Annotated in this window: 25 protein-coding genes, 17 tRNA genes, 2 rRNA genes, 1 pseudogene and 1 riboswitch; of the genes and pseudogenes, 9 read left to right on the top strand and 36 right to left on the bottom strand. The window is 43.4% G+C overall.

Annotated features, from left to right (window positions below):
- Nucleotides 1-9 precede the first annotated feature (9 nt).
- Nucleotides 10-639 (top strand): hypothetical protein, encoded by a 630-nt coding sequence (locus ACINLD_RS00225; RefSeq protein WP_026586139.1) that lies wholly within the window; start codon nucleotides 10-12, stop codon nucleotides 637-639.
- 102 nt (nucleotides 640-741) lie between these two features.
- Here ACINLD_RS00225 and ACINLD_RS00220 read toward each other — a convergent pair.
- The 7 genes from ACINLD_RS00220 to ACINLD_RS00190 form a co-directional block, all read right to left on the bottom strand.
- Nucleotides 742-815: transfer RNA gene (locus ACINLD_RS00220), tRNA-Gly, on the bottom strand.
- Between the two features lie 135 nt (nucleotides 816-950).
- Nucleotides 951-1220, bottom strand: coding sequence for a 30S ribosomal protein S14 (gene rpsN / locus ACINLD_RS00215; protein WP_026586138.1), 270 nt, complete (start codon nucleotides 1218-1220; stop codon nucleotides 951-953).
- A gap of 103 nt (nucleotides 1221-1323) precedes the next feature.
- Nucleotides 1324-1608: a hypothetical protein gene (locus tag ACINLD_RS00210; protein ID WP_026586137.1), complete on the bottom strand. Its 285-nt coding sequence runs from the start codon at nucleotides 1606-1608 to the stop codon at nucleotides 1324-1326.
- The gene (locus tag ACINLD_RS00205; RefSeq protein ID WP_026586136.1) at nucleotides 1605-2513 is read right to left on the bottom strand and encodes a PqqD family protein; all 909 of its coding nucleotides are present in this window, start codon (nucleotides 2511-2513) and stop codon (nucleotides 1605-1607) included. Before ACINLD_RS00205 ends, ACINLD_RS00210 begins: the two co-directional genes overlap by 4 nt.
- The gene (locus ACINLD_RS00200) at nucleotides 2503-3972 is read right to left on the bottom strand and encodes a hypothetical protein (RefSeq protein ID WP_026586135.1); all 1470 of its coding nucleotides are present in this window, start codon (nucleotides 3970-3972) and stop codon (nucleotides 2503-2505) included. The genes ACINLD_RS00205 and ACINLD_RS00200 overlap by 11 nt, the downstream gene beginning before the upstream one ends.
- Nucleotides 3938-4684 carry an ABC transporter ATP-binding protein gene (locus ACINLD_RS00195; protein WP_409445062.1) on the bottom strand — a complete coding sequence of 249 codons (747 nt, stop codon included), beginning with the start codon at nucleotides 4682-4684 and terminating at the stop codon, nucleotides 3938-3940. Before ACINLD_RS00195 ends, ACINLD_RS00200 begins: the two co-directional genes overlap by 35 nt.
- 108 nt (nucleotides 4685-4792) lie before the next feature.
- Nucleotides 4793-5002: a hypothetical protein gene (locus ACINLD_RS00190; protein WP_026586133.1), complete on the bottom strand. Its 210-nt coding sequence runs from the start codon at nucleotides 5000-5002 to the stop codon at nucleotides 4793-4795.
- 549 nt (nucleotides 5003-5551) lie between these two features.
- Here ACINLD_RS00190 and ACINLD_RS00185 point away from each other — a divergent pair.
- Both ACINLD_RS00185 and ACINLD_RS00180 read left to right on the top strand, forming a co-directional pair.
- Nucleotides 5552-5758, top strand: a complete 207-nt coding sequence (locus ACINLD_RS00185; RefSeq protein ID WP_026586132.1) for a helix-turn-helix transcriptional regulator — start codon at nucleotides 5552-5554, stop codon at nucleotides 5756-5758.
- Nucleotides 5755-6210, top strand: a complete 456-nt coding sequence (locus ACINLD_RS00180) for a hypothetical protein (protein WP_026586131.1) — start codon at nucleotides 5755-5757, stop codon at nucleotides 6208-6210. The genes ACINLD_RS00185 and ACINLD_RS00180 overlap by 4 nt, the downstream gene beginning before the upstream one ends.
- A 45-nt stretch (nucleotides 6211-6255) precedes the next feature.
- Here ACINLD_RS00180 and ssuD read toward each other — a convergent pair whose 3' ends face one another.
- From ssuD to thiC, 5 genes are all read right to left on the bottom strand, one after another.
- Nucleotides 6256-7374, bottom strand: a complete 1119-nt coding sequence (gene ssuD, locus ACINLD_RS00175; RefSeq protein WP_409445064.1) for an FMNH2-dependent alkanesulfonate monooxygenase — start codon at nucleotides 7372-7374, stop codon at nucleotides 6256-6258.
- A gap of 13 nt (nucleotides 7375-7387) precedes the next feature.
- The gene (locus ACINLD_RS00170) at nucleotides 7388-8164 is read right to left on the bottom strand and encodes an ABC transporter permease (RefSeq protein ID WP_152520986.1); all 777 of its coding nucleotides are present in this window, start codon (nucleotides 8162-8164) and stop codon (nucleotides 7388-7390) included.
- Between the two features lie 53 nt (nucleotides 8165-8217).
- Entirely contained in the window at nucleotides 8218-9219 is a 1002-nt protein-coding gene (locus ACINLD_RS00165) for an aliphatic sulfonate ABC transporter substrate-binding protein (protein ID WP_409445066.1), read from the bottom strand.
- 18 nt (nucleotides 9220-9237) lie between these two features.
- Nucleotides 9238-10005, bottom strand: a complete 768-nt coding sequence (locus ACINLD_RS00160; protein ID WP_026586127.1) for an ABC transporter ATP-binding protein — start codon at nucleotides 10003-10005, stop codon at nucleotides 9238-9240.
- A 201-nt stretch (nucleotides 10006-10206) separates the two neighbouring features.
- Nucleotides 10207-11982, bottom strand: a complete 1776-nt coding sequence (gene thiC, locus ACINLD_RS00155) for a phosphomethylpyrimidine synthase ThiC (RefSeq protein WP_026586126.1) — start codon at nucleotides 11980-11982, stop codon at nucleotides 10207-10209.
- 140 nt (nucleotides 11983-12122) lie between these two features.
- Nucleotides 12123-12232, bottom strand: a riboswitch (TPP riboswitch).
- A 215-nt stretch (nucleotides 12233-12447) separates the two neighbouring features.
- Here thiC and ACINLD_RS00150 point away from each other — a divergent pair.
- The gene (locus ACINLD_RS00150) at nucleotides 12448-13224 is read left to right on the top strand and encodes a sporulation protein (protein ID WP_409445068.1); all 777 of its coding nucleotides are present in this window, start codon (nucleotides 12448-12450) and stop codon (nucleotides 13222-13224) included.
- 40 nt (nucleotides 13225-13264) lie between these two features.
- Here ACINLD_RS00150 and aroD read toward each other — a convergent pair whose 3' ends face one another.
- The gene (gene aroD, locus ACINLD_RS00145; protein WP_026586124.1) at nucleotides 13265-14032 is read right to left on the bottom strand and encodes a type I 3-dehydroquinate dehydratase; all 768 of its coding nucleotides are present in this window, start codon (nucleotides 14030-14032) and stop codon (nucleotides 13265-13267) included.
- A gap of 148 nt (nucleotides 14033-14180) precedes the next feature.
- On the opposite strand from aroD, the gene ACINLD_RS00140 reads away from it, so the two are divergent.
- Nucleotides 14181-14549: a four-helix bundle copper-binding protein gene (locus ACINLD_RS00140; protein ID WP_409445070.1), complete on the top strand. Its 369-nt coding sequence runs from the start codon at nucleotides 14181-14183 to the stop codon at nucleotides 14547-14549.
- Between the two features lie 110 nt (nucleotides 14550-14659).
- Here ACINLD_RS00140 and ACINLD_RS00135 read toward each other — a convergent pair whose 3' ends face one another.
- The 5 genes from ACINLD_RS00135 to ACINLD_RS00115 all read right to left on the bottom strand — a co-directional run bounded on the left by ACINLD_RS00135 (nucleotide 14660) and on the right by ACINLD_RS00115 (nucleotide 19927).
- Nucleotides 14660-15754: an aspartate phosphatase gene (locus ACINLD_RS00135; RefSeq protein ID WP_077737156.1), complete on the bottom strand. Its 1095-nt coding sequence runs from the start codon at nucleotides 15752-15754 to the stop codon at nucleotides 14660-14662.
- Nucleotides 15755-16107: 353 nt separating this feature from the next.
- Nucleotides 16108-16539: a DUF805 domain-containing protein gene (locus tag ACINLD_RS00130; RefSeq protein ID WP_026586121.1), complete on the bottom strand. Its 432-nt coding sequence runs from the start codon at nucleotides 16537-16539 to the stop codon at nucleotides 16108-16110.
- A 300-nt stretch (nucleotides 16540-16839) separates the two neighbouring features.
- Nucleotides 16840-18441 carry an ABC transporter permease gene (locus tag ACINLD_RS00125; RefSeq protein WP_409445072.1) on the bottom strand — a complete coding sequence of 534 codons (1602 nt, stop codon included), beginning with the start codon at nucleotides 18439-18441 and terminating at the stop codon, nucleotides 16840-16842.
- The gene (locus tag ACINLD_RS00120; RefSeq protein ID WP_077737161.1) at nucleotides 18441-19349 is read right to left on the bottom strand and encodes an ABC transporter ATP-binding protein; all 909 of its coding nucleotides are present in this window, start codon (nucleotides 19347-19349) and stop codon (nucleotides 18441-18443) included. Before ACINLD_RS00120 ends, ACINLD_RS00125 begins: the two co-directional genes overlap by 1 nt.
- The gene (locus tag ACINLD_RS00115; protein WP_268884453.1) at nucleotides 19349-19927 is read right to left on the bottom strand and encodes a TetR/AcrR family transcriptional regulator; all 579 of its coding nucleotides are present in this window, start codon (nucleotides 19925-19927) and stop codon (nucleotides 19349-19351) included. The genes ACINLD_RS00120 and ACINLD_RS00115 overlap by 1 nt, the downstream gene beginning before the upstream one ends.
- A gap of 477 nt (nucleotides 19928-20404) precedes the next feature.
- Here ACINLD_RS00115 and ACINLD_RS00110 point away from each other — a divergent pair, with 477 nt between their 5' ends.
- The 4 genes and pseudogenes from ACINLD_RS00110 (at nucleotide 20405) to ACINLD_RS00095 (ending at nucleotide 24330) form a co-directional block, all read left to right on the top strand.
- The gene (locus tag ACINLD_RS00110) at nucleotides 20405-21178 is read left to right on the top strand and encodes a hypothetical protein (RefSeq protein WP_256860467.1); all 774 of its coding nucleotides are present in this window, start codon (nucleotides 20405-20407) and stop codon (nucleotides 21176-21178) included.
- Between the two features lie 556 nt (nucleotides 21179-21734).
- Nucleotides 21735-22873, top strand: a pseudogene (locus ACINLD_RS00105) (T7SS effector LXG polymorphic toxin); the annotation flags it as partial.
- Nucleotides 22874-23294: 421 nt separating this feature from the next.
- Nucleotides 23295-23711, top strand: a complete 417-nt coding sequence (locus ACINLD_RS00100) for a hypothetical protein (RefSeq protein ID WP_077737162.1) — start codon at nucleotides 23295-23297, stop codon at nucleotides 23709-23711.
- A 259-nt stretch (nucleotides 23712-23970) separates the two neighbouring features.
- A complete protein-coding gene (locus tag ACINLD_RS00095; RefSeq protein ID WP_026586114.1) occupies nucleotides 23971-24330 on the top strand; it encodes a hypothetical protein in 360 nt (119 codons plus the stop codon).
- A gap of 137 nt (nucleotides 24331-24467) precedes the next feature.
- Here the strand turns inward: ACINLD_RS00095 and ACINLD_RS00090 are convergent.
- From ACINLD_RS00090 to ACINLD_RS00005, 18 genes are all read right to left on the bottom strand, one after another.
- A tRNA-Leu gene (locus ACINLD_RS00090) sits at nucleotides 24468-24549 on the bottom strand.
- Nucleotides 24550-24562: 13 nt separating this feature from the next.
- A tRNA-Leu gene (locus ACINLD_RS00085) sits at nucleotides 24563-24651 on the bottom strand.
- A 12-nt stretch (nucleotides 24652-24663) separates the two neighbouring features.
- A tRNA-Cys gene (locus ACINLD_RS00080) sits at nucleotides 24664-24734 on the bottom strand.
- A 15-nt stretch (nucleotides 24735-24749) separates the two neighbouring features.
- Nucleotides 24750-24824, bottom strand: a tRNA-Gly gene (locus ACINLD_RS00075).
- Nucleotides 24825-24877: 53 nt separating this feature from the next.
- Nucleotides 24878-24949 (bottom strand) — tRNA-Gln (locus ACINLD_RS00070).
- 8 nt (nucleotides 24950-24957) lie between these two features.
- A tRNA-His gene (locus ACINLD_RS00065) sits at nucleotides 24958-25030 on the bottom strand.
- 20 nt (nucleotides 25031-25050) lie between these two features.
- A tRNA-Trp gene (locus ACINLD_RS00060) sits at nucleotides 25051-25124 on the bottom strand.
- Nucleotides 25125-25131: 7 nt separating this feature from the next.
- Nucleotides 25132-25216: transfer RNA gene (locus tag ACINLD_RS00055), tRNA-Tyr, on the bottom strand.
- A gap of 7 nt (nucleotides 25217-25223) precedes the next feature.
- Nucleotides 25224-25296 (bottom strand) — tRNA-Thr (locus ACINLD_RS00050).
- A 3-nt stretch (nucleotides 25297-25299) separates the two neighbouring features.
- A tRNA-Phe gene (locus ACINLD_RS00045) sits at nucleotides 25300-25375 on the bottom strand.
- Between the two features lie 9 nt (nucleotides 25376-25384).
- A tRNA-Asp gene (locus ACINLD_RS00040) sits at nucleotides 25385-25461 on the bottom strand.
- Nucleotides 25462-25483: 22 nt separating this feature from the next.
- Nucleotides 25484-25560, bottom strand: a tRNA-Met gene (locus ACINLD_RS00035).
- Between the two features lie 21 nt (nucleotides 25561-25581).
- Nucleotides 25582-25657 (bottom strand) — tRNA-Val (locus tag ACINLD_RS00030).
- 115 nt (nucleotides 25658-25772) lie between these two features.
- A tRNA-Glu gene (locus tag ACINLD_RS00025) sits at nucleotides 25773-25847 on the bottom strand.
- A gap of 15 nt (nucleotides 25848-25862) precedes the next feature.
- Nucleotides 25863-25954: transfer RNA gene (locus ACINLD_RS00020), tRNA-Ser, on the bottom strand.
- Nucleotides 25955-25961: 7 nt separating this feature from the next.
- Nucleotides 25962-26036 (bottom strand) — tRNA-Asn (locus tag ACINLD_RS00015).
- A gap of 8 nt (nucleotides 26037-26044) precedes the next feature.
- A 5S ribosomal RNA gene (rrf, locus tag ACINLD_RS00010) occupies nucleotides 26045-26160 on the bottom strand.
- A 111-nt stretch (nucleotides 26161-26271) separates the two neighbouring features.
- Nucleotides 26272-26438 (bottom strand): 23S ribosomal RNA (locus ACINLD_RS00005); the annotation flags it as partial.

Genomic DNA, 26438 nt, shown 5'->3' with positions numbered 1-26438 from the left:
GAATTTGAATTGAAGCTAAATGTGCAAATAGATTCCGGCGTTTTAAAGCGCGTTCCTTCATTTAAGGTCGGCGCTGTTTTATATAAAGGAATCCAGATCGCGGACTCTCCGCAAATGTTAAAGGGCCGCCTGCGCCTTTTTCAGGAAGCACTGTTTTTTGATTACGCTGACAGGAGCCTCGAAGATGAACCGGTCAATCAGGAATGGCGGGATACACTGGCCAACCTGAACCCGTCATTTACCGGACGGCAGACAAGCCACACACGGATGCTCACGGATATCCAGCAAAATCGCTATCTTGAACCGGCCGATTCAGCCACCGATTTGAGCCGCTTTTTCTCCTTGAAATATGCGATGCCCGTCCATATTCATGACGCCCGCAATCTAAAGGGGCCGATTCACATCGCCCTCGGCGACAGCAAAACCCTCATAACGGTTTCAGCCGGGGATGAGACTTTCGGGTCGCTTTCGCAATATATCCATCATCACCCTGTCAGCGCGGATACAAAAGACGCCTTGCAGCTCGTCTTCTTCAGACCCTCGGTTTCAAAGAATGAGGCGCACCGGCTCCTAGAAGCTTTGACAAAAATGTTTGAACAAATTCACGGCGGAGAACACGTCTCAGCGGTCTCTCCGTAAAAGCTTGCTTTCTTAGAGGGCAAGTCTTTTTTGTCATACATGAAAAAACGCAATGCTTCGTTTAATCTAAGAAACGAAACACTGCGTTATAAACAGTATGTATGGAGCGGGTGATGGGAATCGAACCCACGACATCAGCTTGGAAGGCTGAGGTTTTACCACTAAACTACACCCGCATCAGATCTTCAATAAACAGATCATCGTTTTGACTTTTATAATGTTACATGTTTATTAAATTTTCGTCAAGGGGATATTAAAAATTTGTCGAAAAAAAACGCCGAAAACAATCGGCGGTTTTTTTCCTCTTATTTTTACCAGCTTGACTTTTTCACACCTGGAAGGTGTCCCTTATAGGCCAATTCTCGAAACGCAATCCTCGACATGTTGAACTTCCTCATATATCCTCTCGGCCTGCCGGTGATCTCACAGCGGTTATGCAGCCTTGACGGGGCAGAATCGCGAGGAAGTTTGGCGAGCGCCCTGTAATCGCCTTTTGCTTTTAGCTCTTTCCTGATGGCCGCATATTGCTCAACCAGCTTTTGCCGCTTTTTTTCCTTAGCAATCTTTGATTTTTTAGCCACTTTTGCACCCACCTTTCGTAAATCGTAATTATTTCGATTTAAATTTATCATATCTCCCATTCGGATGCAAACAAAAAAGCCTGCTCAAGCAGGCAAGCTTTTTTTAAGATCCTTTCTTTTTTTGCTGATGCAGAAAAGAAACCGCGGCGGTGATGACGAAGATGCCGATAAACAGTCCAATCATAATAAAAAAGAAGTTCGGTTTCACCTGAAATGAAAAAGAAGAATCATTTTCCATGACAAACGACAAGCTGTTAAACAAAATGTCGTTACTCGTTTGATTTGAAAACAGATGATAAAACAACAGCGCAACAGACAACATCGGAAACGCCAGGAAACTTGAGAAACTGGCAAATATCAATCCCTGTTTCAAAACGTTTGCATTCATGATGATTTCCCCCCAATTCCTCTGATCAATAGCTGTTTCATGATCGACTTCCCGTCCCCCATAAATGGAAGCAGATACATCATATGCAAAGCATACGTTGAAAAGAACAGAAGCACGCCGACAGAAACTATGTTTTCCTGAAGGAAAAAGATTGTAAACAGCACCCCGGCCAAGCCTAAAAGCCCCGGGGCAAGCGGTCCCAGCGCCGTAATCCAGATCATCTTTCCATCATACGGGTTTGTCACCGGCCTGATAAACTTAACGGACATCATATCCGCGGCCAGATACCCTCCCGCCTGCTGCTTTCCGGCGAGCTTCCGGTGTGCGACGCCGTGCGCCACTTCATGAAGCGCAGTTCCTGTAATCAGCCCGAAATAAATGACAGAAAAGTAAACGGCGATGCCGATGATCGAACCATCGGGAACCGCAACAAATGCCGCACACGAGAGCAACAGAAAGATCAGCCAGAACACGATGATCTTCTTGGAGATGATTTGCAGAAACTTGATGTACAAAAACAGAAATGAAGCAGACCGGCTGGAAAACCTCTCTCTGTAGCGAATATGGTACTGGCTGAAAAATTGACAGACAAACCCTTGAAAAGACGGGCGCTCCCCGTATTTCCAATTGATTAAATAGCGGCGGTTCAGCCCCGAGAGAAGCTCGTGCAAATCTTTCAACAAGACATCCTCGCCGATCTGAAACACACCCGAAAGAGCGGCTGCTATCTCCTCTTCATCTTTTTTTCCGTCGACTTCCTTCAGCATTTGATAAGCTGTCGGGTTAATGGGAAAATCCGCACCGAGGTCATGATCGGAAATATGCTTTTGCTCAAGCGTCACATGCTCCGGAAAATAGGGGATTTTTTTCACTCTGAACAACGATTTCAACATGTCAATGATCATAATGGTACCTCCATTTGAACCCTCCGTATAAAAGCAGGATCAGCACCAGCTCCAGACACGGGATGAGAAACAGCAAGCCTTGCCCGGAGATTTTATCAATGGCATAATTCCCGATGAAAAACAGCGGAATTAAACAGAGAAGCAGCATCCCAAACGAAAAGATTCCCATATAAGGATTATGTCGATCAAGCGGAAAGATAATGCCCGCCAAGTAAAACATGGCAATCGAGTTTAAAAGGACGCCAAGCGTCTGCAAAAAGACCGGAAAGCTCTCCGGAAACGTCCATGTCAGCAAGGAAAACAAGCAAAGCTGCAGCAGGCCGAGCACGCATAACCCGAGATATTTCGACCATAAAACCGCCGCCATCTTCAAATGAAGCGACTTGTAGACCGCGAGCATCTTCATATCATTGCCAAAGGAATTAAATGCGATGATACCGGTAACACCCCCGAGAACCGCATAACTCTCCCCTGTAAAACCAAATTGAAATCTGTATTTTAAAAAGCATAAAGCCAAAAGCAAAAAAATGAAATTGAGCATATTTTCTTCATTTCTGGCTTGGGTTTTGATTTCTTTCACCATCAGACTCAACGGTTTTGATGACGGGATTTTAATAAATGAAAACAGCTTGGATGATTTTTTTTCAGTGAGGATCGGTACAAAATTCAGCGACAGAAAAGAACCCGCTACAGCGGCTGCCAAGATCATCACGATCGGAATGAACGCTGCATCTATCGCCTGACCGTTCAACAATAGAAACAAGGGCGCAGCAAAATAGGTCAGGTTATAATCAAAGGATGCATAAGCATTCTGAATGTTTGCCAGATCAAATTGAGTCATGGCGTAAAACACAGCCAATACGACGAGTACAAACAGTGAAAAGAACTTCTGAAGCGGAAAACCGAATTTGAGAATGATGATGTAAACCAAGTGATAGACAAGGTTGAGCAGTGAAAAGAAAAAGATGATCTGCACGAACAGCACCGCAAAAAATGAAAACGCAAACCAGAAGCCGACACCGCTCGCCATAAAATTCGGTATCAGCAAAACCAACATGAAAAATAAGACAAGAAATGAAACCGCTCCGGCAAACGGAATATAGTAGCCGAGGCTTCTTTCGAAAGCCGTCAGCGGAAACCAGCTGAGCTGCATCGAAAAGCTGTGCTGCTCCGGCGTCCTCACCTTAAACAAAATGAAGAACACAAAGGTGAAAATCGAGGCGTTCATATACATCGAGATCACAAACAACCCGAGAGATCGAACATCGCCATTTAAAAATGAACTCAAAAACATGCCGGTAAAGCTATACCCGATGATGGCACCCATACTGATGGCCAAAAGCAAAAACAGCGCGGCCATTCCTTTTTTCGTCCCGGTATTTAAGAGTTTGCCCATTTCCTTCTGCCACATTTTCAGCATCATTTTAGAAATTTCGAATGATTTGATCAAAATGCGCACCCCTATCACTCAGCATCGAAGCTTTTAAAAACACTTCTTCCAGTGAATCGCTGTTATATTTACGCTTTAATTGTTCGACTTTTCCTTCGTCCATTTTGACTCCTTTTGAAAGAATTGCGATTTTATCGCATAATTCTTCGGCAGAAAGCATGTCATGCGTCGAAAGGAGAATCGATCCTTGTGTGTCTGCAAAGCGCTTCATCAATTTCTTTGTATTGATGACCGCTTCAATATCAAGTCCCCGAAACGGTTCATCCATGATGACAAATTCGCTCTCCAGCATAAACGCTGCGATCAGCTGCGTCTTTTTTTTCATTCCGTGTGAATACGTTTCGATCGGTTCCTTCAATGCTGCTTCCATATCAAAAAGCTCAATTAATTGTTTCCGCTTCTCTTTTGATGTACAATTATACATTGAAGAAACAAAATCCAAATATTCCGCGGCTGAAAGGGCATCCGGCAAAAGGAGTTCATCGGGAACATACGCGAGTTTTTGCTTGAATTCCGCCGATGTGTTCGACAGGTCATCCAGCTGAATGGTTCCTTCACTTGGCGTAATGATCCCTAAAACGGCATTAATGATCGTCGTCTTCCCTGAACCGTTCGGACCAGCGATCGCGACAATTTGATTTTTTTCAATTTTTATATGAAACCCGCTAACGGCAGTCACATTGTTTTTATATGTTTTAGACAGATGATCTATTATAAACATAATGCCTCCAGGGTAATATAAATGGTAGGGAGGACTTAACCGCCCCCCACAGACGGATAAGTCCCGGTAAAGTTATGTCTTTTGATGTGAACAGATACGTAAGTATAGCTACCTACATTCAATTTTGACCTGCAAACCGCTGACCCATTTGACGGATCCCGTGAAGCTGCCGTGGCCGTTAGCGAGACACCATACCGCCGCGCCGAGCACAACAGTTGCACCAAGAGCCAATAGGACCGCAATAAACACTAGGAACCAAGCCTGGTCTTCAATCGCCGGATTGACAGAATAATCAACCTGCGGAGCTGCGTATGTCATTTTTCCCCCTCCTTTCTATCAAGTAACCAAAGCGTAACATACCCAAATTCATACTGAAATCTATGAATTTTCCTATTTCACAAACACTACCTTCCAACTATTTATTTAAACACGCCCCTCTTTTCCCAACCATTGTCCTATTCATATCCTCTGTAATCAGACTTCTTCCCGCATATGACTCTAGTATGTCTGCCACATGGTCAATTTCTCTCAATTTTCAACCTTTTTCGCTTTTCTTTCCTTTGTTCAATCAAACAGGCTGTTTTCTAGCATAGTAGGAAATAAGGAGCAGAAAATAAGGCGCATCCCCATCCGCAATCCAAACAATAAAATAACCATAAAGACCCTATTTCCCAAGCCTTAGATGGTTCTATTTTATCTATTCCATTTTTGTTAATTTTATGTATAAATTTAAATATTACGGTTGCACATCTTCCAAACCTAGATCAAAAGATGTTGATTACATTGTAAAATTGATTTAACATTATGTCTAGTCTATTTAACAATATGTCAAATATACTATATAAACGAAGAATTGCAGGTGGTAAGATGAACAACAGAGTCAGAGAGCTGAGGGCCAGATACGGATATTCACAAGAAGGGCTGGCAAAAGCTGTCGGGGTCACGAGACAAACCGTAGCGGCGATTGAAAAAGGCAATTACATACCATCGCTCCTATTGGCATTGAAAATTTGCGAGGAGTTTCAATTAAAAATGGAAGATGTCTTTTGGTTAGAGGAGGGAAAAACTGAATGAATATGAAAACGAGGACCCTTTTTCACATTGTGCTTTTCGGACTGGCATGCTGGACGTTTATCACGTTTTTTAAAGCAGCTGAACAAATTGCCAGAAGCCTGAAAACAAGCGATTCTGAACTGTATTTTGTTTTTAACCCGATTCCCATCCTTCTGTTTGCTGCGGTCCTTGCGGTCTACTCTTATTTGGAGAAAAAAGGCTCCCGCAAACAAAACCTTCTATCCATCCCGGACGAATTTAAGGAACAGGATGAAAGGGAGCAGATGATCACCGCCAAAGCGTGCCGCACTTCTTATATCGTCCTGTATTTCGCAATGCCTGTCGCAGCGCTCGCGATGATTTTTTATCCGTTTATTCAAGCCGATATCCCGTACTTTCCGATCATCGTCATCTTCGTGTTGATCGTCATTCAGCACTTGTCATATATGCTGTCATTTCAAAAACATAAATAATATCAAAAACTCCAGCAGCCTGGAGTTTTTTTGGTGCACGAATTTTCATTGTGTCTGTGACGGAAAGCGGTCATTTCCTATGGCTTCGCCGACAGCTGCTTTTCCACGCTTCACCCGAAATGGCAGCAAAGGAAAAACAAGCTCTGCAAAATGGTATGCTTCTTCAAGATGTGGATATCCCGAAAAAATGAACGTCTCAATGCCAAGATCGGCATATTCTTTTATCTTGCTGGCTACCGTTTTGGGGTCACCGACAAGCGCCGTCCCGGCTCCGCCTCTGACAAGGCCGATTCCCGCCCAGAGATTAGGGCTGATTTCGAGATTGTTTTTGCTGCCGCGATGGAGCTCAACCATTCTCCGCTGTCCTGTTGAATCCATGCGGCTCATTACCTTTTGAGCAGTATGAATTGTTTCCTCATCCAAGCGGCTGATCAGTTTGTCTGCCGCTTGCCAAGCCTCTTTTTCGCTTTCTCTTACAATGACATGCAGCCGAATACCAAAACGAACGGTCCGACCTTCTTTTTTAGCCAGCTCCGTAACGGATCGAATTTTTTCTTTTACGAGAAATGGCGGCTCGCCCCATGTTAAATAAACATCCGCATGCTTTGCCGCAGTCTCCTGTCCCGCTTTAGACGACCCGCCAAAATAGATTGGCGGATGCGGATTTTGAACCGGTTCAAACAACAAATGCCCATTTTCCGACCGAAGGTGCTTCCCATTGTAGTTCACGACCATCCCTTTTAAGAAGGAACGCCATATTTCCAAAAATTCATTTGCCGCTTCATACCGTTCATCATGACTGATAAAAAGGCCGTCTCCCGCCAGCTCATACGGATCTCCGCCGGCAACTACGTTGACAAGAAGCCGCCCTTCTGAAAGGCGGTCAAGTGTGGAGGACATCCGTGCAGCGACAGAAGGCTGCATTAAACCAGGCCTGAGGGCAACTAAAAATTTCAAGTCGTTCGTGACAGCGGCTAAAGCGGCCGCTGTTATCCACGGATCTTCGCACGATTTCCCTGTCGGCAGGAGAACACCCGTATACCCTAGTCTGTCCGCCGCTTGGGCCACCTGCTTAAAATAAGTGTAGTCAGCAGCTCTGCCGCCCGCTTTTGTACCGAGATAATGTCCGTCACCATGTGTAGGAATAAACCATAAAATGTCCAAACCAATCTCTCCTTTACTTATGATTTCCTTGATAGCTGCTTCTCCATTTCAAGGCTTTTCTTTCCAATACTTTGACAAGAGAATCCGTTAATTTACCGACAGCTGCGAAAATCAAAATTCCGACAAACACTCGGTCAGTCTGCGAAAATTGTCTGGCATCCATGATCATATATCCGACTCCTGCGCTTGACCCCATAAGCTCGGCAACAACAAGGCCAAGCCAAGATACACCGAGAGACAAGCGTATTCCTAAAAGGATATTTGGAAGTGAAGCGGGGAGAATCAGCTTTGTCACCTGTTTAAACCAATGAAACTCCAGAACCCTTGCGACATCGAACAGCTTTAAATCCACTCCCCTGATCCCTGAAAATGTATTGATATAAACCGGAAAAAAAGCGCCCAAAGCAATCAGCAAAACCTTTGATATCTCATCAAATCCAAACCATAAAATAAACAATGGCGTAACCGCCAGATGAGGGACGGTTCTGAGCATTTGCAGAGACGGATCCAGAAAATCTTCCGCTGCCTTTGAGAAACCAATCGTAAGCCCCAGCACAAGACCGAGTCCGGCCCCCAGAAAAAACCCGAGAGCTGCCCGTTGAATACTGATGCCGATATGGGTAAAAAACTCTCCGGCAGCGATGAGGTCTCCGAATGTCAGCAATATATCAAGAGGCGCGGGGAGCACGGTTTTTGATATCAAGCCAAGTGTACCAGCCAACTGCCACAATAAGATGATGATAACTGGCAGTACAAAACCTTTTCCCTTTGTAAAGACAGCTGTATTCAGCTTGTGTTTAGCTGCTTTTGATTTTAATACCGCAGCATTCGGCGAAACTGTCTTCAATCTTGTTTCCCTCCTTCACTAGTCGCCTTTTGCGCTTCTTCAATGAATGAGTTGTCAACCACTTTTCTTACGTCAATCTTTTTGTTGATCGCTTTTAATCTATATTGAAAATCGGCTGTCTCCTGCTGTGTTTTGACGATGTTTTCACTGATGGGTTCATTTAATGGTTCAGTGTTTTTCAATACGTTTTCAACGACTTCTTTGTCGATGTTTTTAATTTTCGAATAGGTTTCAACCGCTTCTTTTTTATGGCTCTTCTGCCACTTCACCGCTTTGTCGTACACCTCCAGAAAGCGGACCACTTCTTCCGGATGCCGATCGGCAAATTCGCTCCGCACAAGCGTAAATCCGGGAGAATAACGGTTGATTGTTTCCCCGTCAACCAAAATGTCGGCATCGCTTTTGATCGTTTTTAGCGAAAGGAACGGTTCCCAAATCGACCATGCATCAACAGCTCCACTCTCAAAAGCGGGCATCGCTTCATCCGGCTGAAGCTGAATGACGTTGACATCAGAAGGCTTCAAGCCCGCCTTGTCAAAGGCTTGATACAGAAAATCAAAACCGCTGCTTCCTTTGGCAACCGCCACCTTCTTTCCTTTCAAGTCTTTAATATTTTTTATACCGCTCCCTTTTTTAACGAGGATGCCGTTTGCCTTTAAACCATCCTGTGAAAGGGCGATTTCCTTAAAGTTAATCCCTGCCGCCTGTCCTGCGATCACCGGCGAATTCCCCACCTGGGAAAAATCAATTTTGGCAGCGGCGATCCCTTCAAACTGAGGCGGACCGCTTTGAAACTCCGTCCATTTGACTTTAATTCCTTCTTCGGCAAACTCCTTTTCAAACCAGCCTTTTTCTTTTGCTAACAGCAAAGGGCTTAAACTTTGCTGTACACCGATGCGAATTTCTTTCAAATTGTTTCCGCTCTCGTTTGATTCTGTTGCTGAGCAGCCCGTGAGCAGCATAAATAAGCCCACCATATATACCTTCATTTGTTTCACCAGATCCCATCCTTTCTGTCAAATCCCCGAGCCTTCTTGAAAACTGTACTCTTCCGTTTTTTCAAATTCTTTGAGTACTTTTTGTCTGATGGACTGAAAAACGGGTGATGTTCTATTACGAGGAAAAGGCAAATCAACCGGAATCAGCTTGTGGATTCTTCCCGGCCTTGCGGTGAAGACCGCTATCCGGTTGGCTAAATACACGGACTCGTCAATATCATGGGTCACCAGGATCATCGTCATTTTTTTCTCTCGCCATATCTCTGTCAGCACATCCTGCAAATGCTTTCTCGTAAATGCGTCCAAAGCGCCAAAAGGTTCATCGAGCAAAAGAACCTCCGGCTCCCTCAGCAATGCTCTGGCAATGGCAACCCTTTGTGCCATCCCGCCGGAAAGCTCGCGCGGATACAGTTTCTCAGCACCTTTTAGCCGTACGGTTTCAATCCATTCATCGACTTTTTTTCTAACGGATGTTTCTTTTAGGCTTAAATCTGCGGCAATATTTTGCTCAACCGTCATCCACGGAAAAAGTCGATGTTCTTGAAATATAAAGCCTTGACGAATCCCCGGGGACGTTATTTCCCTGCCATTCATGCTGATTCTGCCATCATAATCCCGGTCCAGGCCGGCAATGATTTTCAGCAGTGTACTTTTGCCGCAGCCGCTTGGTCCGATAACGGTAAGAAATTCTCCGCTATCGACTGCAAGCTTAACACCTTGAAGCGCGTTGGCTTTCCGGCCGCCGCTTGCAAACATTTTTTCGTTTACACGAATTGATAAAGACATCATATTCCCCGCTTTCTTTGCAGAATAAAATAAAAAGCTCTTATCCCAAACGAGATAAGAGCCTTCGGTTGACCGATCAGCGCTGATAGAACTTTCCTAAATATTACATAATATACTAATTCATATTATTCCGACCTGTCAACCCTATTTTATAAAAAAACAGATGAAAGGTTCCCCCTTCATCTGTCCATGACCTTGTATTTAGCTGTAAATTTGACCGCCGGCCTTTTTAAATTCCTTCGCCTTCTCTTCAAGTCCTTTTTCAATCGCCGCTTCTTCATCAAGGTTGTTTTCCTTGGCGTAGTCGCGAATATCCTGGGAGATCCTCATGCTGCAAAACTTCGGCCCGCACATCGAGCAAAAATGCGCCGTCTTTGCCCCTTCAGCGGGGAGCGTCTCATCGTGAAACGCAAGCGCTCTTTCCGGATCAAGTGAGAGGTTGAACTGATCGCGCCAGCGAAATTCAAAGCGCGCTTTCGACAACGCATCATCGCGAATCTGTGCGCCGGGATGCCCTTTGGCGAGATCAGCCGCATGGGCCGCGATTTTATATGTAATGACCCCTTCGCGGACGTCATCTTTATTCGGAAGCCCGAGATGTTCTTTCGGCGTGACATAGCAAAGCATCGCCGTTCCATACCAGCCGATCATCGCCGCTCCGATCGCCGATGTAATATGATCATACCCCGGGGCGATATCTGTCGTCAGCGGCCCGAGTGTATAAAATGGCGCCTCCTTGCATATCTCCATCTGCTTATCGACGTTTTCTTTAATTTTGTGCATCGGTACATGCCCCGGCCCTTCGATCATTACCTGAACGTCATGCTTCCAGGCGATTTCCGTCAGCTCGCCAAGCGTTTCCAATTCGGCAAATTGCGCTTCATCATTGGCATCCGCAATCGAACCCGGTCGAAGGCCGTCTCCAAGTGAAAACGCGATATCATACGCTTTCATAATTTCGCATATCTCTTCAAAATGTGTGTAAAGAAAGCTTTCTTCATGATGGGCGAGACACCACTGCGCCATGATCGCCCCGCCGCGGGAAACGATTCCTGTGACACGCTTTGCCGTCAGCGGCACATAGTGGAGCCGGACACCGGCATGAATCGTAAAATAATCGACGCCCTGCTCAGCTTGTTCAATCAATGTGTCGCGGTAAACATCCCACGTCAAATCTTCAGCGACGCCGTTTACTTTTTCAAGCGCCTGATAGATCGGCACTGTTCCGACGGGCACAGGGCAGTTGCGGATAATCCATTCCCTTGTCGTGTGAATATCCTTTCCTGTGGACAGATCCATCATGGTATCGGCCCCCCAGCGGATCGCCCACGTCATTTTTTCCACTTCTTCTTCAATCGAGGATGTGACGGCGGAATTGCCGATATTTGCATTGATTTTCACATGGAAATTCCGGCCGATGATCATCGGCTCGCTTTCCGGATGATTGATGTTTGCCGGGATGATCGCCCGGCCGCTCGCCACTTCGTCGCGGACAAACTCGGGAGATACATGCTCGCGAATGGCGATAAACTCCATTTCAGGAGTGATGATCCCCTTTCTCGCATAATGAAGCTGAGTGACATTTTGTCCTTTTTTGGCGCGCAGCGGTTTTCTTTTCAGCCCCGGATAGCTGTGATTCGCCTGCTTCCCGCTTTTATAGCCGTTATCCTCAGGCTTCACTTCCCGTCCCTCATATTCCTCAGTATCGCCGCGCTCTTTGATCCAGGCTGAGCGCAAAGGCTTAAGCCCTTTTAGAATATCAACTTCCGCATGTTCATCCGTATAAGGACCGCTCGTGTCATATACGCGCACAGGCTGATTTTCTTCTTCTCCAAATGATCCCGTCGTAGAACTCAAGGCGATTTCTCTCATCGGCACCTGAATGTCAGGCCGGGACCCTGCGACATAGACCTTTCGGCTTCCAGAAAAGCTTGACATCAACTTAATGTTTTTTTGCTGCACTGACTCTTGTTTCATGTGTACATTCCTTCCCCTCTTTAAAAAAGATCTTAGACGAAACTCCAGAACAGCACCAGCACAAAAAAACCAGGCACATTGATGAACCTGGTTTTACAGTCAGTAAAATCCGCAGATGAACGTCTGATCTCCCGACATCTGCAAACACCTTTTTACTTCCCCACGCTGGTACGAACCAGATCAGGTCCAAAGGGTTAAGAAACCCGGTCGTTTCTCTCTCAGCCCATACAGGGCACCCCTAGTAAAGCTATTCATTTCTTCATTATGGTAGCATATCCAGTGATTGATGGAAAGGTGAAGTTTGAACCGATTTAAGCCTATGAAAGTTTCCGCTTTTTTTAAGAGACTCCCGTTTTTTAGCTTCGAAAAGACAAAGGACCTATTGATTTCAAAATAAAATGAATCTTTCGCCCTGTGTAAAACGTATTCATTTCTTGTACGACAATAATAGGAGGAATGGTAAACATGTCTTTTTTGAAAAAGCTTGCAGCAAGCGCCGGGATCGGTTCAGCGAAAGTGAATACGATTCTGGACAAGAGCGCATATCGCCCGGGAGAACGGGTGAGCGGAACCGTTCATGTTAAAGGCGGCAATGTTGAACAGCACATCAGGTATATCGATTTATTGCTCGAGACGGAATATCTCGTCGTCAAGAAAGACGAAAAACATTGGAAAAACGCTACCATTGAATCCCACCGCGTGACAGATGCCTTTACAATCAAAACCGGTGAAGAACGGGAATTTTCTTTCTCATTCATTCTTCCGCTTGACACGCCGATTACGATAAAAGGAGCTAAAGTGTTCTTATTGACCGACCTGGACATACAAGGCGGGATTGACAAATCGGATGATGATCATCTCTTCGTTAAACCACATCCGTGGGTTCACAGTATTTTAGAAACGGTTGAAAGCCTCGGATTCCGCCTTCATGAGGCGGACTGTGAGCAAGCATCATATTTCAGAAAGCGTTTGCCTTTCGTCCAGGAATTCGAATTTGTCCCGGTCACACCGCACTATCGTCAGCTGCTGGATGAAGTGGAGCTCGTTTTTCTTGTGCAGGAGGACGGGGTGGATGTGATCATCGAAGTGGACCGCCGCGCAAGAGGAATGCGGGGCTGGCTGGAAGAAATGTATAACGGCGGTGAAGAGGTATGTCGCCTCCATTTTGACGAATCAGAGCTCAAGGATAAAGGAGAGCTTGCAGAGGCGCTGAAGGACATCATTGAACAATGCGCCAAATAGATTGAAGGAGCCGGCTCAAACAAGCCGGCTCCTTTTGCAGTCATGACAAATTGTCGTGCAAAACGCCAATGATCCGCCTCAGATCGGCGGCGGCGAGTTGCCCCGGTGCAGAGGCCTTCTTGGCTGCCCCGAATGTCATCGCCGAGCCAAACACCTCTCCGGCCAGACGGCTGATGACACCTTTTCCAGCCATTGACATCGTGATTATGGGCCGCTTCGCGTAGTGCTCATTCATCAAATAAGTCGCTTCAAGCAATTTCAGCACATCAGCCGGTGTTTCAGGCATCACAGCAATTTTTGGCAGATCCGCGCCCAGCTCTTGCGCTTTCTTCAAGCGGGAAATCATTTCTTCAACGGACGGTGTTTTCTCAAAATCATGGTTGGAAATGATGACAGACACATCTTTCGCCTGTGCGGCTTCCACCAGCGCTTTCACGTCGCGTTCCTCATAAAACAGCTCGATATCGATCACATCGGCAAGCCCTGTGTTGACAACCGCCTGATTTAAAGAAACATAATATTCCCGGCCGACTTCCTTTTCCCCGCCTTCCCTTGCACTGCGGAAAGTAAAGATGAGCGGCATGTCGTGCAAAAGAGCGCGGATTTCCGCCAAAGCCTCCGCGATCTTCTCAACGTCTTCAACACCTTCAAAAAAATCCGCCCGCCACTCGGCAACATCCGCATCAAGCGTCTTGATGTGTGCCGCTTCTTCTTTCAATTGCGCAAGCGTTTTTCCGACGAGAGGCACACAGATTTTCGGCGCTCCTTCTCCAAAGGTAACCCCTTTGACCTTCACCAGTTTCTTCACTTGTTTCAGCTCCTCTATGTCCGGGAAATCTCAATGACTTAACGGTACCGAATATTCATCACAAGCGCAAGAAAAATCTTAAGAATGTCAGACGCATAGGCAACCACATATGAATAGGAATATTATGAAGAAAGAAGGGGGAAATGATATGTATGGTCATCCTGTTCCTTATGATACAAATATGAGGAACATCCAAAATCGCCATGTGTTAAAAACCGTTCACCACTGTGAAGCTGTTTGTGAATTCACCGCAAATTACATTCTCACAAGGGAAGATGCAAACCGTCGAAAAGAGCAACTGAGAATGCTTAGAGATTGTGCGGATATATGCACGCTGACCGCTAAATATATGGCACGGCACAGCCGCTTTGCCAAATCGCCGGCCTCGGTGTGCGCCAAAATTTGCGAAGCCTGCGGAAATCATTGTCTACGGCATCCTGACCAGCAATCGCAAAAGTGCGGCCAAACATGCCTGCAATGCGCCCGGGAATGCCGTGAATTCGCGATGTCTTCTTGATGATACTCAATACCCAAAAAGGTTCATACAAATAAAAAAGACGGCTGAACAGCCGTCCTCTGTTTTACAGGTTTTAAGAGCCTGCTCCCCTAGATGAACGTTTTTTCATTTTAAAGAACCTCCTTTCCTGTTAGTTTACTTGATTTTATCGCTTTCTCCAAGAAGTATGTGGAATTTTTGTAATGATTTAACGAACTGTACACTTTTGCCACATCTTCTGCAAGTGCTTCAATATCCACATAAGCCTTTCTCTTTTCCAGCCTGCCAATCAGTTCCTTGACTTGCTCAGCCCCTTCAAGGGGGACAGTGTAGCAGATATTGAGAACAGAGAACTTGAGGGAGAAGTTGATATTATTTGTTTTCTGCGCAAAATCAGCGCCTAATATGACCCACTTTATGGCTTTGTCCAATTCCCCGATCTTATAAGTCGATCGGGCCGACTCATAAATACACTGCATATACATAATCGGGGCGTTTTTTTTAAGATCATTTGTTTTAAAGGACAGGTCAAAATATTCAAGCGCTTCTTCATGCTGATCCTCTTGAATTTTTAAAAAACCTAAATCATAATAAACAGCGGCTAACAAATGGTTGTCACCCATCTTCATCAGCCTGTCAGCACAGCTTTTGAGCATGTTTTCCGCTCTCATCAGCCGGCCGTCGTCTATGTAATTCAAAGCCAGCAGAACAGTGCAGTTTATGGATTGTGTCTTATATTCCCCGTATGCCTGATAAATGCTTTTCGCCATTTGGAGGTGATGAAAAGAGAGCAGGGTTGTTTTCGTAAAATAATAAAGGTTCCCAAGCTTATAATGAAACTCGGCCTTTTCGATCTCATCCTCAACCTTGTCCAGCTGTCTTTCCGCGACCCTGAAAAATGTGAGGGCTTGAGAGTAGTTATTTTTCGCACTCTCATACATTCCTTTGAACAGAAAATAATAATACCTTAACATATTATCGGTTTTAGCCTTATCCTCGGCATTGGGAGGAAGTGAGGGTTCTCCCGCCACATCTTCCATTAGCACTCTAAATCTATAGTCGAGCAAATTAAAATAAAGCAATACATCTTGATCTTCTTCCATAACGCCAAACAGACTCTCTATCCTGTCCCTAAGCTCTATCGCCTTGGAGACTTCCCTCTTTTTAATATGGACGTACCATGTATTGATCAGGTTGGCTACATCCACCGAGGCCACCGCATTCATTGACAAACCTCCCATATCTCATCCTGCCTCTACCGTTTATGATCATATTTTACAGAAAGTTGTCAATTTTTGCAAAGGGGTTGTGCGAATATTTTACCTGCTCAGCTCATGCAATTGGAGCAATTTTCACATTCTGCCTTCGCTCCTTTTCTTCTGAGCTCATGACTCCATAATCCTCCTTAGTATCCACAACTGTCTTTTCTGGAGATCGGTCGGCTTGCAGGCCTCCGTATGCTGAAAGTAAACAAACCATCCGGAAATGAACGAACTGGTTTCAAAAGTTACTGGGAGTGTACATGATGTTCTCTCATTAAAAAACACCCCAACCGTTGGATCGTTGGGGTGCCATTCATCTAACTTACTTTTGGATTTACTCCATATTGATTATCGTTTTTTTCACTATCTTGACAGTAAAAGATCAGCAAAATAATAGCACCGACAAGCGGAATAAAGCCAATGAATATCCACCAGCCGCTTTTCCCGATATCATGCAGCCTGCGGACACCGACAGCAAGAGACGGCACCAAAACGGCCAATTGATACAGAATGATCAGGATGTATCCTAGCATTCCGCCGCCATATCCAGCGACATATCCCACTTGATAGCCGTCAAACCCTGCTGCTGTCGTAATTCCAGCGGTTAAAATTCCTACTATTATGATTGAGAGTATAAATAAAGTAAAACAAATAAGGGCATTGAATAAACAAAACATCCAATATTCCTTTCGCCTTGCTCTCCCTTCAAAATCTGCATAGTTCTTTAAACATTTCCAATACCATTGCATAACATTTCCTCCACTATCAACTTTATTGAATAATGCAAAACATATGCATTATATCATAAAAAATCCATTTGTTGTTTGTAATCCTATGATTTTGGATCGATATCATTGGCCGGCAAGTAGGGCCATTATTCTCGCCACTTCTGATTTCATGTAGTTTATCTATCTGATATTTGCGTCTAAATTTTTTTAACCCAGCCTCTCGAAAGTTGCTCTCTTTTGTTATGCTTTAGTCCGTTTCTTCTTTCTCTAAAATAGCAATAAAAAGCACCCCCACTAAGACAAATTGGAGGTGCTTTCACATTAAATTTCAACATCCCGTTTATTAAAGCCAACAAAACCTATTACTGTGAACACAATCGCAAAAATACTTAATAAAAACAGCGGCGTGAAAGAGAAATCCTCAACAGGTATTTGCGGAACGTAGCCAAATGGAGAAATATTGCCAACCCAGTCCGGAAATTGGAATAATCCTCCTAAATACAGTACGATAAAAGAATAAAAAACATAAAGCCAAATGAGATTCGTTAACTTAGGGTAAAACCCGATCAGCAATACTGCTAAACTAATCATGACAAGCATGGCTGGATAATAGGAGAATGCTGCTCCAAAGATCATCTCAAAAGATAATCCGCCTTCAACCACAGCCGTCCCCGCAGACCATAGCCCGAGTGCAGCAAGCGAGATCATGACAAACCCATTGACAATTGAAATGATGAAGTAACTCCCTAATAGTTTTGTCCGTGAAACAGTTCTGCCTATCAGATGCACGACCCGTTCTTTTTTCTCCTCACCGCGCAGCTTATTCACTGCCATAATCGGAGGAACAGTTGCCAGCAATGAAATGACGATCATCAACATCGGTATGAATTGTTCTAACAACGTGCCCCCTTCATGTGTCTGGAGCAGCTGCTTTATCGTTTCGTTATCGGAAAAAAATGATTCGAGATCACCTAAAACAGAGCCGTATGATGCACCTAATACATACATACCGATTGCCCATGATATGATTCCAACTCGCTGCAGTCTTAAAGCAAGGCTGATTGGACTTTGCAAAAAACGAGATGCATATTTTTTACCAGGCTTGGATGGTAAAAATCCCTGATCCAAGTCACGAATGGCATTCAAATAATTCGCAACGATATATAGAGCCAATGAAGCAGCGATCATTAAAACAGTCGGCCACCAATTATTCGTATCGTAAACTTCTGCTTTTGTTACCCATGCCAGCGGTGAAATCCATGACAGCGTCTGATTGCTAACGTCTGTAATCGCCCGAAACAGATAAGCAATCAAAAGCACAGCAATCGAGTAACCAATCGTACCACGCGAACTATCCGACAATTGCGCAAAGACAGCTGTTACTCCAGCGAAAAATAAACCAGTAGCGCCTAATGCCGTACCGTACAATAACGAACCTTCCAAATCCATACTTTCAATCCCTAGTGCATAAAGCCCACATCCAATAATCAATGCCAATCCGATACATGTCACCGTAACGACGAGTAATGATGCATTCAAATACGAAAGACGCCCGATTGGCAGTGAACGCATGATTTCCAAGCGGCCATCCTCTTCATCCGCCCGTGTGTGACGCGTGACAAGCAGGATGCTCATCAGTCCTACCACCGCAGCCGTCATGAGTAACATTTGATGTGCCGTCATGACGCCGAGCGTATAGTTATTTAAATCAGCTGGGCCTGTCATGGCCGTCATCGCAGGGTTAGCCATCGTCTGTGCCATCCCATCTCTTTCCTGCTCAGAGCCGTACAAATCCTTAAAAGCGGTTGGCACAATCAATGTAAAAAAAGTAAGGGAAATGATCCAAATTGGGATCCTGATCCGATCAAGCCGGAAAATAAAACGGGAAAGGTTAACCGTTTTAGCAACTAAATTGTTCGCCATCACCGTTCACCTCCCACTCCCGCATTCTTCGCTCCTTCATAATGACGCATGAATAAGTCCTCTAACGTCGGTGGAGCACTTTCCAGCCTAACGATTCCAAATTGACTAATATGCTTCATCACATCATCCATTTTTTCACTATCAACCTGAAATGACGTGACAAGTTCACGTTCTTCGATTTCATGAATTCCTTGCAGTTCATGTAAACCCGTAATTGGCTGTTTGGTTTCAACGAGCATTTGTGTTCGTGTTAAGTGGCGCAATTCGCTTAAAGTGCCGGACTCAATAATTTTTCCTTGTCGTATGATACTGACTCGATCACACAGCTTTTCTACCTCTGATAAGATATGACTCGACAGCAATACACTTTTTCCTTGCCTTTTTAAATCCATCACACATTCCTGAAAAGCCTTTTCCATTAACGGGTCCAGTCCAGATGTCGGTTCATCCAGAATATAAAGGTCCGCCTCCGATGAAAAAGCAGCAACTAAGGCAACCTTTTGCCGATTTCCTTTAGAATATGTTCTGCATTTTTTGGATGGATCCAAATCAAATTTTTTTATCAGCTCTTCGCGTCTTGATTTGTTCGTTGTGCCATTTAATTTCACAAATAAATCAATGACCTCGCCTCCAGTTAAGTTAGGCCACAGATTGACATCACCAGGAACATAAGCGATACGCTTATGTATTTCTACTGCATCATGCCAGGCATCCTTGTCAAAAATTTCAACGTCTCCGCTTGTTGCCTTTAGTATTCCTAATAACACTCGAATCGTTGTCGATTTACCTGCACCGTTTGGACCGATAAAGCCCACTACCTCACCTTTATTCACCTCAAAGTTGACTCCGTCCAAAGCAGTGAACTTGCCAAACTTTTTCGTTAAATTGGACACTTTTAGTAAGCTCATCACTCTTCCCCCTCTTTATAGAAACAACGCTTCAGTATCTTTGAATAGCTGTTCCATTCGTTGATATGCTCCATTCCGACGTTTTTAAAAGACTTGATTTTCTTGATTTGAGCTTCTGCAAAACCAACCATTGTCCAATTCAGGATATGAAGTGCTTTTTCAGGATCGACATCTTCTCGAAATTTTGACCAATCTATATTTTCATAGATTCTATTTAAGCCATTATCCAGAATATTACCCATTAGCTGCTCAATATCAGGTTTAACTTCTGCTGCTTGTTCTTCACCTATCGATTTTAAGAAATCAAACACTAAAGGGTATGTTTGTTGTATCTTTAATTTAATCAATCCGACTTGACTGAGTCGTTTAAAAAGGTCACGTTCATTCAAATCTATTTCATCATAGATTCCATCAATTATTTTTAGGGCGTGATCAATCAAATAAAGATACAGATCTTTTTTATTATTGAAATAATTGAATAACGATCCCTTAGATATTTGTGCTTCCTTGACGATTTCATTTGTTGATGCTTTTTCATAGCCACTTTGTACAAATTGTGTCAATGCCGCGTTGACAATGCGTTCTTGTTTTTCAGGCTTTAAACTGTTAAATTTTGTGTTAATCGCACTTCACTCCTTTCACAGAAAATGACCATATCGGTCATTTTTAATATAGCATGAATGACCAATGTGGTCAAATAAAATCCGAACTCGCACTCTTCATAACATATGGGACCGCAGCCTTCCTCGCTTTCCATCAGGCCAAGAAGAGCTTCATGACAACATTGATCATTACCCCACGAATCTTTAAACGTCCTATCTCGGCAGACTTATCTTTAAAAAAGAGCCCTTCTTATAAGAGTTGGGCTTACTTCAGCATGTGCCTCCTCAAAAAATGAAAATGCTAATCCGTTACACCCAGTGTAATTTCACATCTAAAGTATTGCTTATAAAGTAGAGAAATGTTACTTTTGAACTTTTTTTATTTTAATCACCAAACAATAATAATTTTCAAGTACAATGTGATGGAATATAAATGGAAAGGATGTAATTATAATGAACAATTGGGGTTACAAGGGTTTTAAGGTGTTTGTTGTATTGTTGACATTAGTATTGGCTTTACCTGTTTTTTCAATAGCCGCATCAGCTACAGAACTAACTGATAATGAGAAATTACATAACGAAACTGCTGTATCAACTAAAGGAATTTCTGTACCCAACCAAAAGCTGAAAAGCGAAGAATTTGAAAATGTAAATGTGAATATGGATGATGTAAAGAGGTTAGAAGCTTATCTTAAATTAAACGCAGATGGAACTCTTACCTTAGATCCATCGTATACTAAACTAGGTATTTCCCACTCTGTAACAAACGAAGTTCATGAGTGGATTAAATACTTAAACGGTTTAGTAAAACAAAATGAAGCTGTCATTAACTCCGATTTTAGTGTTAAAATTTTAGCCAAAGACGGTAGTGTACTGACGCTTGATAATGGAAACAATGATAAAATGAAAGTGGCGAAAAAAGGTTGCGGCCGATCTGGTCATAAAGTGTACTGGTGGGGGTATAATCTTTATTTTGACTGTAATGAAACAAGAACACTTTATCAATCATTTAAAGCAGGGGGTGGAGCAACTACTGGTCTTGCTGCAATATCAAGGTTTATACCCGTACCGCCTACACAATTAGCAAGTGCAATTGCCGGAGTAATTGGAGGCGGACTTGTAGGTTTTGGTCAAATGATTCAAGACGAACATGAAGGGCATGGTGTCAGAATACGTTTTACTGGACTTGGATATGCAGCTGTTCCAACTGGGGTTTTTCCACAATAAAAATGAAAGAAGGGAAACTATGACTTTCTTTGTTTTAATGGCAGGGCTATTTCTTTTGATTTACATGAAAGAACCATTCAGCAAAAAAATGTATGGTTATGTTTACTTGTTTTTTTATTTAATGGTTTTAGCCCTATATATAATTAATACTACATTTGTCAATTTGATATCTAGTAAACTCTTATTAATCGTTGCAGTAATTGTCATTTCACCATTGTTCATTAGTTTCCTAAAATCCTCAACCGAATCTCGTTAGAAAAAAGACAGAAGGAGCAGGCATAGCGCCTGCCCTTTGTTATTACTATAATAAATATTAAAATTTTTTTCGTATTTTTGATCGTTAATTCAATCTGCATCCAAACCACGCATCATTTGAAACCGTTTGGTTGCATTCTGTCCCCCCCTTCCCCTCAGTTATCAAATGATATTGATAAGGAATAATAACCTAAACCAAATGATTCATTTTGATGGATGCACAGGATTTATTCACCATTATTCTACTATAAAGTGGTAAACTCTATACTGATTGTAACCATTAGTATTAGAGGAGAATGCCATGAAGACCTTGGATGTTCAAGCGTTGCACCATGCAATTGACCAGACGCTCGAACAATTAAAAAAGCAATCAGATGAATTGCCAATGTCAAAAAAAGTGTGGATGGAATCACGTCCCTTGACGATGCTTTAAAAGGAAAAGGCGGCGATGCCATTCGTAACTTTTATGAAGAATGTCATACCCCTTTCTTGAAGTTCTATGAATCTTTTATTGACGAATACCAGTCAGCACTGAAAAAAATCAAAAATGCATCGGAATCCCTTGAACCGAATCACAACGGATATATTTCGCAAGCCTTTCTTGAACACGAATTGGAACAGGGCTTGAATGCAGCTGACCGAACAACTAAACACTTGGTATCCAAAGCAAATGCCACGATGGCAAAAGTCAGCCATATTGTCGATCTGCCGGATTTGAACGACAACGATTTTCATGAACAAAATCGAAAAGCAATGAAAGAAATCAATCAGACGATTGAAAAGCTGCACACCTTTGACAGGGAGCAGACAAACGCCCTCAAAACGGCAGAAAACGACCTTGAGACGATGCAAAAGTACATCTCAAGGCTCGAAAAGATGTATACCGGACCAAAAATTGAAATAACCAGCTATCAAAAAGGCGCGATTTTAAAGCCGGATGAGATGGATACCCTGAGTGGAAATCAAGAAACAGCGATGGGTGTTATGTTGAAAAAAGTCGGAGACAAAGAAGACACTGAAATGAATACTCTCGCCGACCCTGACCGAACAAAAAAATTAGCGACACAAAAAGTTTCTAAGAAAGTGTATAGTGAAGAGGAGTTAGAAAAGCTAGAAAAGAAATATACTGTTTATAATGACACAGTGTACCGAGCTTATATAGATGGTAATATAATCGTCAAGTTAGAACCTACTTACACCCTTCCTGAAGATGTTGAAAAAAGCGAATGGGAAAAATATCTAGAGACTGGTTTGGAATTTGCAGGAGTTTATGATGCAGTAAGAGCCGGATTTGGGTACGACCTTGCAACAGGTGAAATCGTTTCAGTCAAAGATCGTTTTTTAGCTGGATTTTATGTCACACCTTTTGGAAAAGCATTTAAATACGGAAAACGCGGTTACAAATTATTCAAAGGTGAGGAATCAGCAAAGAAAATTGCCAAGGTTGAGAAAGGTGCGAAATCAACTGAGGAAATTTCTAAGGTTCAAAAAGGCGAGAAAACGGCTGAGAAAGCTTCAAAAGTTGAAAAAAGCACAAAGAGTACTAAGTATGTTAATAACATTAAAGGGTTAGCAGATGATATAGGAAATAAATTAAATGGTTCTGTTTCAAATGCTAAAGGAAAAGGATACAAAGTAAACATACCAAATGGCAATAAAACAATTACTGTAAGGATCATGGATAAAGGGTCTGGAGGGAGAGATAAACCTTACTTTAGAGTCAGTGTTAATGGAAAAGGTTCTATCACTCTTGACGGTAAAATTTCTAATGACAGAGCTCTTACTCATATTGATATTACAGATAACTCTCTCAAACAAATAGAAGATATGATAAAAACTTATAAAGGAAAGTGATCATAGCATGGAAACAAGATTAGTAACTTTGCTGAACGAAATGTGGGCAGCAGTTATTGAAAAGTATGAATTTGATATGTTGAAAAATTCGATTAGTTTTGAGCTCAAGACAATAGACAATGGTCTTGAAACAAAACATAAAATGATCTTTAAGGGAGTATCTGCTTGGTATTTCATTGAAGATAGCGGTGAAGATAGATTCAACACAATTGATGAAACAGAAGACCAAGATTATTTAGAGTTAACTTCAATAGACTTTTATAAAAATGGGATTGGACAAATTAAGCCTTCGTCAATAGAAGAAGATTGGGTAAATCAATATTACTCCAATGCTAATTTTGCATTAGAGATATGGGATGCCTTATTATTAGTTGAAGCAAAAAGTATTATCATCAATGGTAATAAATACGAAGTGAATAATTAACCATTTACAATTTTGGACTTTTAAAAACTACGGTCCTCTTTTTAGAGGGCCGTGTTTTGCAATTGGCTATGCGGATAACCCGGATCGATAATAAGTGCACATTTCAAAATTCAAATATGCCGCCCATTCACTCCTCCAGACACCTGCTTCACTTCCAAGTTTACTCCTTTTTCGGGCAGTCCATAACGCAAGCGACTTCTATCTTGATTCATAAAGTTGATTTTAGGGAGGGATTTTCCCTAAAGGAGGATTGATTGAATTGTTACATACAAAATTTTATGATGGATTTGAGGGTGAACCTGAAATTGTCTTATCTGATGGAGAAAACAAAGTCGTGATTTGGAATGGATACTTTGAGACTTTATTAAATTCTTTATTAGATACCAACATTAAAAAAGAAGGAATAATCAAAGAGTACTTTTATCAAGAAGGATGGTATAATGACTCACCTTGGGTAATTGAAGATGTACAATTAACAATAAACCAAATGAAAAGTTTTGATGTAAGCAAACTAGATACTTCAGACGGTTTTAAAAAAGAATTAGTTGAATTAGTTAAAGAAACTATACAATTTCTCGAAAACGCCAAAAATAAAACTGTTGTTATTGAATACGATTAAAAGGCCCTTTCGAGGGCCTCTTTTTGTTATTTCAATAATGCCTCTTCTTTAATAATGCAAAACGCTCATAAACGTTGATATATCAACATTTATGAGCGTTTCGAAAAATCTTATCGGCTCTTAAAAAGAGCAAAGGATACCGGTGGTCGGGGTCGAACCGACACTCCCGAAGGAACACGATTTTGAGTCGTGCGCGTCTGCCAATTCCGCCACACCGGCATGTGTGAGCAAATGGTGCCGAGGGCCGGACTTGAACCGGCACGGTAGTCACCTACCGCAGGATTTTAAGTCCTGTGTGTCTGCCAATTCCACCACCCCGGCACGAGGCAAATAAGGCGACACCCGGATTCGAACCGGGGATAAAGGTTTTGCAGACCTCTGCCTTACCACTTGGCTATGCCGCCATCATTTTAAGAAATTGGAGCGGAAGACGGGATTCGAACCCGCGACCCCCACCTTGGCAAGGTGGTGTTCTACCACTGAACTACTTCCGCATTTTCATGATGAACTTATTTTATCATATTCAGCTTTTTAAAGAAAGATAAAACTGGGCTAGCTGGATTCGAACCAGCGCATGACGGAGTCAAAGTCCGTTGCCTTACCGCTTGGCTATAGCCCAATATTAAGGGCGATTGATGGGAATCGAACCCACGAGTGCCAGAGCCACAATCTGGTGCGTTAACCACTTCGCCACAACCGCCATAAATTGTGAAGTAAAATTGGCAGGGGCAGTAGGAATCGAACCCACACCGGAGGTTTTGGAGACCTCTGTTCTACCGTTAAACTATGCCCCTAAAATCATGGTGGAGGGGGACGGATTCGAACCGCCGAACCCTGAGGGAGCGGATTTACAGTCCGCCGCGTTTAGCCACTTCGCTACCCCTCCACAACAGTGCCGGCCAGAGGACTTGAACCCCCAACCTACTGATTACAAGTCAGTTGCTCTACCAATTGAGCTAGACCGGCAAATGGTGGCTCGGGACGGAATCGAACCGCCGACACACGGATTTTCAGTCCGTTGCTCTACCAACTGAGCTACCGAGCCTTATTTAAATGGCGGTCCGGACGGGACTCGAACCCGCGACCTCCTGCGTGACAGGCAGGCATTCTAACCAACTGAACTACCGGACCATTTTGGCAATGAATTTTAATTTGGTTGCGGGGGCAGGATTTGAACCTGCGACCTTCGGGTTATGAGCCCGACGAGCTACCGAACTGCTCCACCCCGCGATAATATGATTTTCATAGATATGGTGGAGGATGACGGGATCGAACCGCCGACCCTCTGCTTGTAAGGCAGATGCTCTCCCAGCTGAGCTAATCCTCCGAAGCACAGGACGTGCAAATGCATGCGTTGCAACAGGACGTTGCTCCCTTAGCATGCCTTCCTTTGAAAAGTTCCGGCACTCGCTTTCTGCTTTTCAACATGCTGTCCAAAGAAATGGTGACCCGTACGGGATTCGAACCCGTGTTACCGCCGTGAAAGGGCGGTGTCTTAACCACTTGACCAACGGGCCAGATGTTTTTAAAAGTGGCGGAGAGCAAGGGATTCGAACCCTTGAGACGGCGTTGGCCGCCTACACGATTTCCAATCGTGCTCCTTCGACCACTCGGACAGCTCTCCAATAAAATGGCTCCGCAGGCAGGATTCGAACCTGCGACCGATCGGTTAACAGCCGATAGCTCTACCACTGAGCTACTGCGGAATGAGTCTGCCTGGCGACGTCCTACTCTCGCGGGGGGAAGCCCCCGACTACCATCGGCGCTGAAGAGCTTAACTTCCGTGTTCGGCATGGGAACGGGTGTGACCTCTTCGCCATCATCACCAGACAATTTAGTGACAAAGATCATTATACTATGTATTTGGAAAAATGCAAGAGCATTTTTCGAGAAATTATTCTCTCAAAACTAGATAACGGTTCAAGACGATTCACAAAAGTTTTGGTTAAGCCCTCGATCGATTAGTATCTGTCAGCTCCATGTGTCACCACACTTCCACCTCAGACCTATCAACCTGATCATCTTTCAGGGATCTTACTTCCTTAACGGAATGGGAAATCTCATCTTGAGGGGGGCTTCATGCTTAGATGCTTTCAGCACTTATCCCG

Origin of the sequence: Bacillus sp. z60-11 (assembly GCF_046464135.1) — a bacterium.
In the GTDB taxonomy this organism is placed as follows: Bacteria; Bacillota; Bacilli; order Bacillales; family Bacillaceae; genus Bacillus; species Bacillus sonorensis_A.
This window is presented reverse-complemented; position numbering and strand designations above follow the sequence as displayed.